The organism is Geodermatophilus sp. SYSU D00708, assembly GCF_054050115.1.
This window is the reverse complement of the sequence record NZ_JBJGYS010000002.1, coordinates 324,616-333,525: the sequence shown is the minus strand read 5'-3', so window position 1 is coordinate 333,525 and position 8,910 is coordinate 324,616. Positions and strand designations below refer to the sequence as shown.

General features: G+C 71.9%; 8 protein-coding genes. All 8 read right to left on the bottom strand.

Annotated elements, in window-relative coordinates; translation table 11 throughout:
* Positions 1 to 127 precede the first annotated feature (127 nt).
* The 8 genes from pafA to ACI79D_RS03400 all read right to left on the bottom strand — a co-directional run bounded on the left by pafA (position 128) and on the right by ACI79D_RS03400 (position 8,909).
* Positions 128 to 1,486: a Pup--protein ligase gene (gene pafA / locus ACI79D_RS03435; protein WP_456916899.1), complete on the bottom strand. Its 1,359-nt coding sequence runs from the start codon at positions 1,484 to 1,486 to the stop codon at positions 128 to 130.
* Positions 1,487 to 1,605: 119 nt separating this feature from the next.
* Positions 1,606 to 2,484, bottom strand: a complete 879-nt coding sequence (gene prcA / locus ACI79D_RS03430; RefSeq protein WP_456916898.1) for a proteasome subunit alpha — start codon at positions 2,482 to 2,484, stop codon at positions 1,606 to 1,608.
* A gap of 5 nt (positions 2,485 to 2,489) precedes the next feature.
* Complete coding sequence (prcB, locus tag ACI79D_RS03425; RefSeq protein WP_456916897.1) at positions 2,490 to 3,332, bottom strand: proteasome subunit beta; 843 nt, start codon at positions 3,330 to 3,332, stop codon at positions 2,490 to 2,492.
* Entirely contained in the window at positions 3,329 to 4,078 is a 750-nt protein-coding gene (locus tag ACI79D_RS03420; protein WP_456916896.1) for an endonuclease VII domain-containing protein, read from the bottom strand. Before ACI79D_RS03420 ends, prcB begins: the two co-directional genes overlap by 4 nt.
* Positions 4,079 to 4,111: 33 nt before the next feature.
* Positions 4,112 to 4,321: a ubiquitin-like protein Pup gene (locus ACI79D_RS03415; RefSeq protein ID WP_456907156.1), complete on the bottom strand. Its 210-nt coding sequence runs from the start codon at positions 4,319 to 4,321 to the stop codon at positions 4,112 to 4,114.
* Between the two features lie 107 nt (positions 4,322 to 4,428).
* Entirely contained in the window at positions 4,429 to 5,934 is a 1,506-nt protein-coding gene (gene dop / locus ACI79D_RS03410) for a depupylase/deamidase Dop (RefSeq protein ID WP_456916895.1), read from the bottom strand.
* 171 nt (positions 5,935 to 6,105) lie between these two features.
* Entirely contained in the window at positions 6,106 to 7,878 is a 1,773-nt protein-coding gene (arc, locus tag ACI79D_RS03405) for a proteasome ATPase (protein ID WP_456916894.1), read from the bottom strand.
* 140 nt (positions 7,879 to 8,018) lie between these two features.
* Positions 8,019 to 8,909, bottom strand: a complete 891-nt coding sequence (locus ACI79D_RS03400) for a tRNA (adenine-N1)-methyltransferase (protein ID WP_456916893.1) — start codon at positions 8,907 to 8,909, stop codon at positions 8,019 to 8,021.
* Between the last annotated feature and the right edge of the window lies 1 nt (position 8,910).

Here is an 8,910-nt window from a genome sequence, read left to right as displayed (position 1 = left end):
CCCACACCCCCCCCCCCCCCCCCCCCCCCCCCCCCCCCCCCCCCCCCCCCGGGGCCCGCCCGCCCCGCCGCCCCCCCCCCCCCCCCCCCCCCCCCCCCCCCCCCCCCCCCCCCCACTCCGCTCGACCTCACATGCTCGCGATGAGCTTGTCGACGCGCTCGTCGACGGCCTTGAACGGGTCCTTGCACAGCACGGTGCGCTGGGCCTGGTCGTTGAGCTTGAGGTGCACCCAGTCGACGGTGAAGTCGCGGCGCTTCTCCTGGGCCCGGCGGATGAACTCCCCGCGCAGCCGGGCGCGGGTGGTCTGCGGCGGCACGTTCTTGGCCTCGAAGACCCGCGGCTCGTGGGCCACCCGGTCGACGGCGTTGTTGCGCTCGAGCAGGTAGTACAGGCCCCGCCGGCGGCTGATGTCGTGGTAGGCGAGGTCCATCTGGGCGATCCTCGGGTGCGACAGCGGCAGGTCCCGCTTGGCCCGGTAGCGCTCGATCATCGTGTACTTGGTGGCCCAGTCGATCTCGCGGTCGATCAGCGACAGGTCGCCGGAGTCGACGGCCTTGAGCACCCGGCCCCACAGCTCGAGCATCTGCCGGTGCACCGGGCCGAAGCCCTCGCGGTCGACGAACTCCGCGGCGCGGCTGTGGTACTCCGACTGGATCTCCAGCGCCGACATCTCCCGGCCGTTGGCCAGCCGCACCTTGCGCCGCCCGGTCATGTCGTGGCTGATCTCGCGGATGGCCCGGATCGGGTTCTCCAGCGCCATGTCCTTGATCGGGACGCCGGCCTCGATCATCCGCAGCACCAGGTCGGTGATCGCGACCTTGAGCAGCGTCGTCGTCTCGTTCATGTTGGAGTCGCCGACGATGACGTGCAGCCGCCGGTAGCGCTCGGCGTCGGCGTGCGGCTCGTCGCGGGTGTTGATGATCGGCCGGGAGCGCGTGGTGGCCGACGACACGCCCTCCCAGATGTGCTCGGCCCGCTGGCTGACGCAGTAGATGGCGCCGCGCGGGGTCTGCAGCACCTTGCCGGCGCCCACGACGATCTGCCGGCTGACGAGGAACGGGATCAGCACGTCGGCCAGCCGGCTGAACTCCCCGTGCCGGCCGACCAGGTAGTTCTCGTGGCAGCCGTAGCTGTTGCCGGCCGAGTCGGTGTTGTTCTTGAACAGGTAGATGTCGCCGGTGACGCCCTCCTCGGCCAGCCGCTGCTCGGCGTCGACCAGCAGCCCCTCGAGGATCCGCTCGCCGGCCTTGTCGTGGACGACCAGTTCGGTGAGGTCGTCGCACTCGGCGGTGGCGTACTCCGGGTGGCTGCCCACGTCGAGGTAGAGCCGGCAGCCGTTGCGCAGGAACACGTTGGAGCTGCGCCCCCACGACACCACGCGGCGGAACAGGTAGCGGGCGACCTCGTCCGGGGACAGCCGGCGCTGCCCGCGGAAGGTGCACGTGACGCCGTACTCGGTCTCGATGCCGAAGATCCGTCGTTCCACGATCCGACTCTAGGCGCCGAGGCCGACCCTGGCCCGGTCGCCGCGCGCGGCTCCTCCCGCCGCTCGCCCAGCCGCCGCAGGGCCGCCGCCCCGGCCTGCGAGGGGCGGGAGGCCCTCCCTCAGGTCGTGGGCGCCTCTCCCCCGCTGCCCGCGGTGCCGCCGGTGTCCGGCGCGCTCGGCTCGCCGAGGCCGGCGGGCGTGCCGGGGGCGGGCGTGCTGGGGGCGTGCGAGGCGGTGTGCGGCTCCTCAGCGGACTCGACCGCGGTCTCGGCGGCGGCGGCGTCGCCGCGGTCGAGCAGCGTGCGCAGCGCGGCGCCGACGACCCGCCGGAAGGCACGCTTGGGCCGGCGCCGGTCGAGGACGGCGACCTCGAGCTGCTCGGCGCTCAGCAGCGACGGGCCGCTGCCGTTGCTGCCGCTGGTGGCCGGGCTGACCGCCGACAGCGCCCGGACGCCGACCTGCAGCGCCTCGGCCAGGCTCATGCCGGGGAGGTAGTGCTCCCGCAGGTGGGCGCTCACGGCCTCGGCCTGGCCGCCCATGACCACGAAGTCGGGCTCGTCGACGACGGAGCCGTCGAAGGTGAGCCGGTAGAGCTGGTCGGTCTCCGGGGTGTCGCCGACCTCGGCCACGCACAGCTCGACCTCGTAGGGCTTCATCTGCTGCGTGAAGATCTCGCCGAGGGTCTGCGCGTAGGCGTTGGCGATCACCCGGCCGGTGACGTCGCGCCGGTTGTAGGAGTACCCGCGGACGTCGGCCAGCCGCACGCCGGCGACCCGCAGGCTCTCGAACTCGCTGTACCGGCCGACGGCGGCGAAGCCGATCCGGTCGTAGAGCTCGCCGACCTTGTGCAGCGTGGAGCTGGGGTTCTCGGCGATGAACAGCACGCCGTCGGCGTAGGTGACCACGGCGACGCTGCGGCCGCGGGAGATGCCCTTGCGGGCGTACTCCGAGCGGTCGCGCATCAGCTGCTCGGGCGAGGCGTAGTACGGCATGGTCATGGCGATCAGCCCTGTCCCTCGGCGGCGGACCGCTCGTCGACGATGGTCTTGGCGACGGCGGCGACCTCGTCGTCGGTCAGCCGGACGGCGCCCTCGGCGTCGACCCGGTAGACGATCGGGTAGAGCCGGCGCACCGGGTCGGGGCCCCCGGTCGCGGAGTCGTCGTCGGCGGCGTCGTACAGGGCCTCGACCAGGCTGCGGGTGGCGCTCTCGCCGTCCAGCCCGGGCCGCCAGGTCTTCTTCAGCGAGTTGCGGGCGAACAGCGAGCCCGAGCCCACCGCGGCGTAGCCACGTTCCTCGTAGTTCCCGCCGGTGACGTCGTAGCTGAAGATGCGGCCCGGGGCGGCGTCGGGCGGGGCGTCGAGGTCGAACCCGGCGAACAGCGGGACGACGGCCAGCCCCTGCAGGGCCGCGCCGAGGTTGCCGCGGATCATCTGCGCCAGCCGGTTGGCCTTGCCGTCCAGCGACAGCGTCAGCCCCTCGATCTTCTCGTAGTGCTCGAGCTCGACCTGGTAGAGCTTGACCATCTCGATGGCGATGCCGGCGGCCCCGGCGATGCCGATGACCGACCAGGTGTCGGCCGGGTAGACCTTCTCGATGTCCCGGCTGGAGATCAGGTTGCCCATGGTGGCGCGCCGGTCGCCGCCCATGAGGACGCCGCCCTCGTAGGTGACCGCGACGATCGTCGTGCCGTGCGGGGTGATGTCACCGACCGGGATCTGCGGCACCGGGCGCCGGCCGGGCAGCAGGTCGGGGGCGGTGACCGCGAGGAAGTCGGTGAACGAGGAGCCCACCCGGTCCAGGTAGGCGGGCGGGAACCCGCTCCGGCCAGCTGACGACTCGCTCACGTATCCGCCTCTCCCGCCGCCCGCTGACGGCGTTCCCCGCTGCTCCGGCCCGTGCTGCGCGTGCTGCCCGGGCGTCGCTGCGACCCTACCGGCGGGCTCCCCGGCCGGCGGGGCTCACCCGGGGCGTTGCCTGCCCCGTCCTGGAGCAGCGCCAGAGCCTGGCGCTGCCGGTGCCCCTCGACGTAGAAGGCGGCCACCCGGAGCAGGTACGGGTCGTCGCGGAACTGCCCCAGGCCGCCGTTGCAGTTGAAGCACAGCAGTGCCCGCACAGCGCCGGTCTCGTGGTCGTGGTCGACGTGCGCCGCGGGAGCGGCCCGGCAGAGGGCACAGAGACCGCCCTGCGCCTCGAGCATCGCGTCGGCGTCCTCTGCACTGATCCCGTAACGCCGCTTCAGGTGGTACGTCCGTGACCCACCGACCTTCGCGACGGAAGCCCGCCCACGCGCACTGTGACAGGGCTTGCAGTAGGTGTGCCTCCCCGTACGGCTTGTCGGCGTGGTCGGGAAGTCCTCGAGGGGCTTGACGGAGTCGCAGTCCGGACACCACCTGGATCCGTCGGGGACGACGCGGTCGAGGACGTGCCGAGACTTCGGCGGTCCAAGACGTCGCAACTTCGACTCGCGGACACGCTGCCGAGCGTGAGCACGGCAGTAGAAGGCGAGACCATCCTCGCGCCGCTTGTCCTTGGTGAACTCCGTCAATGGCCGGTGCTCACCGCAGTCAGGGCAGTACTTCTCCTTCGCCATTCTGAAATGCGGAGAGAATAGCGAAAGGAATGGTCACTCCCCGCCTTTTTGTACATAACTCCTGACGAATTCCTCTGCGTTCTCCTCGAGGACCTCGTCGATCTCGTCCAGGATCGAGTCGACGTCCTCGGTCATCTCCTTGTGGCGCTCGGCGACCTCGGTGTCGACCGAGGCCTCGACCTCCTCGGTCTCCTCGCGGGTGCGCGTCGTGCGCTGCTGACCGCCGGTGTCCCTCGTGGCCATGGCTGCCTCCAGGTCGGTGCGTGGCTGGTGCTGTGAGCAGAAGCTACCCGCGGGGGGTGACGAACGGGTGTCGACCGCGGGCCGCCGTGGACGGCCCGCGGAGGCGCTCAGCCGCCGGTGATGGTGTCGACCAGCTCCTGCGCCGAGGACGTCGACTCGAACAGCGCGCCCACGTGGTCGCGGGTGCCGCGCAACGGCTCCATGGTCGGGATCCGCACCAGGTTCTCCCGGCCCAGGTCGAACACCACCGAGTCCCAGGACGCGGCCGCCACCTGGGCGGGGTAACGGCGCAGGCACTCGCCCCGGAAGAACGCTCGGGTGTCGGTCGGCGGGCGCAGCATGGCGCGGGTCACCTCGTCGTCGTCGAGCAGCCGCCGCATCGAGCCGCGGGCCACCAGCCGGTGGTAGAGCCCCTTCTCCGGCCGGACGTCGGAGTACTGCAGGTCGACCAGGTGCAGCCGGGAGTCGCCCCAACCCAGCCCGTCGCGGGAGCGGTAGCCCTCCAGGAGCCGCAGCTTCGCCGGCCAGTCCAGCCGGTCGGCGCACCGCATCGGGTCGACGGCGAGGTCCTCGAGCACCTCGGCCCAGCGGCGCAGCACGTCGGCGGTCTGCTCGTCGGCCTCCCCGGTGCGGTCGACGTGCCGCTGCGCCATCTCCAGGTAGGCCTCCTGCACCTCCAGCGCGGTCATCCGCCGCCCGTCGCGCAGCTTCACCTGGTGGGTCAGCGACGGGTCGTGGCTGATCGCCTGCAGCGCCTCCACCGGCTCCTCGAGGGAGAGGTCCTGGGTGAGCGTCCGCGCCTCGATCATCGCCAGCACCAGCGACGTCGTCCCGACCTTGAGGTAGGTGGACAGCTCGGCGAGGTTGGCGTCCCCGATGATCACGTGCAGCCGGCGGTACTTGTCGGCGTCGGCGTGCGGCTCGTCGCGGGTGTTGATGATCGGCCGCTTGAGCGTCGTCTCCAGGCCCACCTCGACCTCGAAGAAGTCGGCCCGCTGGGAGAGCTGGAAGCCCTGGGTGCGCCCCTCGGTGCCGATGCCCACCCGGCCGGAGCCGGCGACCACCTGGCGGGTCACGAAGAACGGGATCAGCCCGCGGATGATGTCGAGGAACGGCGTGCGCCGGTCCATCAGGTAGTTCTCGTGGGCGCCGTACGAGGCGCCCTTGCCGTCGGTGTTGTTCTTGTACAGCTGGATCGGCTGGGTGCCCGGGATGCGCGCGGCCCGCCGGGCGGCCTCGGCCATCACCTGCTCCCCCGCCTTGTCCCACAGGACGACGTCGCGCGGGTTGGTGACCTCCGGCGTCGAGTACTCGGGGTGGGCGTGGTCGACGTAGAGCCGCGCGCCGTTGGTGAGGATGACGTTCGCCATCCCCGAGTCCTCGTCCAGGTCGTTGTGGTCGAGGGCCTGCGCCGGCGACAGGTCGAACCCGCGCGCGTCGCGCAGCGGCGACTCCTCCTCGAAGTCCCAGCGCGGGCGCCGCGGCGCCGGCGCCTCGGCGACCGCCCAGGCGTTGACCACCTGGCTGGACAGGGTGGTCGGGTTCGCCGTCGGCTGCCCGGGCACCGAGATGCCGTACTCGACCTCGGTGCCCATGACCCGACGCACGCTCATGCACCAACCCTAGGCCGCGCTGCCGACACCGTCCGGGACCACCTCCGCGGCACGGACGGCGACGGCCCGGCCCTCGTGGAGAACGGGGACCGGGCCTCGTGACGTGCCGGGGCGGCCCTGCTGCAGGGGCCCACGCCGAGCGTGCGAGGCGTGGGGGGCAGCAGGGTCCTCCTACAGGTACTGGCCGGTGTTGGTCGCGGTGTCGATCGCGCGGCCGGACTCGGTGCCCTTGCCGCTGATGAGCGTGCGGATGTAGACGATCCGCTCGCCCTTCTTGCCCGAGATCCGCGCCCAGTCGTCGGGGTTGGTGGTGTTGGGCAGGTCCTCGTTCTCCTTGAACTCGTCGAGGCAGGCCGCCATCAGGTGACCGACCCGCAGACCGCCGCCGGGGCCGGCCTCCAGGCGCTCCTTGATCGCCATCTTCTTGGCGCGGTCGACGATGTTCTGCAGCATCGCGCCGGAGTTGAAGTCCTTGAAGTACAGGACCTCCTTGTCGCCGTTGGCGTAGGTCACCTCGAGGAAGCGGTTCTCCTCGCTCTCGGTGTACATGCGCTCGACGGTGCGCTGGATCATCCCGGCGATCGTGGCCTCGCGGCTGCCGCCGTGCTCGGCGAGGTCGTCGGGGTGGATCGGCAGCGAGGTGGTCAGGTACTTGCTGAAGATGTCGCGGGCGGCCTCCGCGTCCGGCCGCTCGATCTTGATCTTCACGTCCAGCCGGCCCGGCCGCAGGATCGCCGGGTCGATCATGTCCTCCCGGTTGGAGGCGCCGATGACGATGACGTTCTCCAGGCCCTCGACGCCGTCGATCTCGCTGAGCAGCTGGGGCACGATCGTGCTCTCGACATCGGAGGACACGCCGGACCCGCGGGTGCGGAAGATCGAGTCCATCTCGTCGAAGAAGACGATGACCGGCGTCCCCTCGCTGGCCTTCTCCCGCGCCCGCTGGAACACCAGCCGGATGTGCCGCTCGGTCTCCCCGACGTACTTGTTCAGCAGCTCGGGGCCCTTGATGTTGAGGAAGTAGGACTTCGCCTGCCCCTCCCCCTTCACCGAGGCGACCTTCTTGGCCAGCGAGTTGGCGACCGCCTTGGCGATCAGCGTCTTGCCGCAGCCGGGCGGGCCGTAGAGCAGGATGCCCTTGGGCGGGCGCAGCTCGAACTCGCGGAACAGGTCGGCGTGCAGGAACGGCAGCTCGACGGCGTCCCGGATCTGCTCGATCTGCCGGGCCAGGCCGCCGATGTCGCCGTAGTCGATGTCGGGGACCTCCTCGAGGATGAGCTCCTCGACCTCGCTCTTCGGGATCCGCTCGTAGACGTAGCCCGAACGGGTCTCCAGCAGCAGCGAGTCGCCGCTGCGCAACGGCTGGCCGGTCAGCGAGTCGGCGAGGTAGACCACCCGCTCCTCGTCGGTGTGCCCGATGACCAGCGCGCGCGGCGTCACGCCGTCGATCGGCTCGAGCAGCTCCTTCAGCATGACGATGTCGCCGGCGCGCTCGAAGCCGCAGGCCTCGACGACGTTCATCGCCTCGTTGAGCATCACCTCCTGGCCGTGCTGCAGCGAGTCGACCTCCACCGCCGGGGAGACCGAGACGCGCAGCTTGCGGCCGCCGGTGAAGACGTCGACCGTGCCGTCCTCGTGGCGAGCGAGGAAGACGCCGTAACCCGACGGTGGCTGGCCGAGCCGGTCCACCTCCTCCTTGAGCGTCACCAGCTGCTCGCGCGCCTCGCGCAGGGTGGCGGCCAGCTTGTCGTTGCGCTCGGAGAGGAAGGCCGCGCGGCCCTCCGCCTCGGCGATCCGCTCCTCCAACGCCCGCACCTGCCGGGGGCTCTCGGCCACCTTGCGACGCAGCAGCCCGATCTCCTCCTCCAGGTAGGAGATCTGGCTGAGCAGCGCAGAGACGTCACGTTCACGCCGCGCTCGGAACTCGTCGGGACCCAGGCCCATCGCGCACCTCCGCACACATCGGGAGAGCCAGGAGGCAAATCTATACACGCCCGGCGACAGCCTGCCGGGGGCTCACGGGCACCCCGGTCACGAGGAGGGAACAGCTGGGTTGCGAATCGTCCCAGGCTCCCCGCCCGGGGTCATCCCTTCTGCGCGCGCCGCTGCCGGACGGGCGCCACGACGCCCTCCGCGAGCCGCCGCGCGGTCACCAGGAAGGCCGTGTGCGCGACCATCCGGTGCTCGGGCCGGACGGCCAGCCCGACGGCGTGCCAGGGGCGCAGCAGCGTCTCCCAGGCGTGCGGCTCGGTCCACACGCCCTGGGCGCGCAGCGCCTCCACGAACGTCGACAGCTGGGTGGCCGTCGCGACGTACCCGACCAGCACCCCGCCGGGCCGCAGCGCCGCGGCCACGGTGGGCAGCACCGCCCACGGCTCCAGCATGTCCAGGACGACGCGGTCGACCACCTCCTCGGCGGGGTGCTCGGCGAGGTCGCCGAGGCGCAGCGACCAGGTCGGCGGCACCTCGCCGAAGAAGGCCCCGACGTTGGCCCGGGCCACGTCGGCGAAGTCCTCCCGCCGCTCGTAGCTGGTGACGCTCCCCCGCTCCCCGACCGCGCGCAGCAGCGAGCAGGTCAGCGCCCCGGACCCGGCGCCGGCCTCCAGCACCCGCATGCCCGGGCCGACGTCGCCGAACCCGACGATCTGGGCGGCGTCCTTCGGGTAGATGACCTGCGCGCCGCGCGGCATGGACAGCACGAAGTCGGCCAGCAGCGGCCGGAACGCCAGGTAGCCGGTGTTGGCCGTGGAGTGGACGACGGAGCCCTCGGGGGCGCCGATGAGGTCGTCGTGCGCGATCGCGCCCCGGTGGGTGTGGAACTGCTTGCCCGGCTCCAGGACGACGGTGTGCAGCCGGCCCTTGGGATCGGTGAGCTGGACCCGGTCGCCGGCGACGAACGCGCCCGGCACCGGTCCGGGGGCCGGGGTCGCGGCGGGCTCGTCGGGGGTCTCGGGGGTCTGCTGCTGCACGTCCACG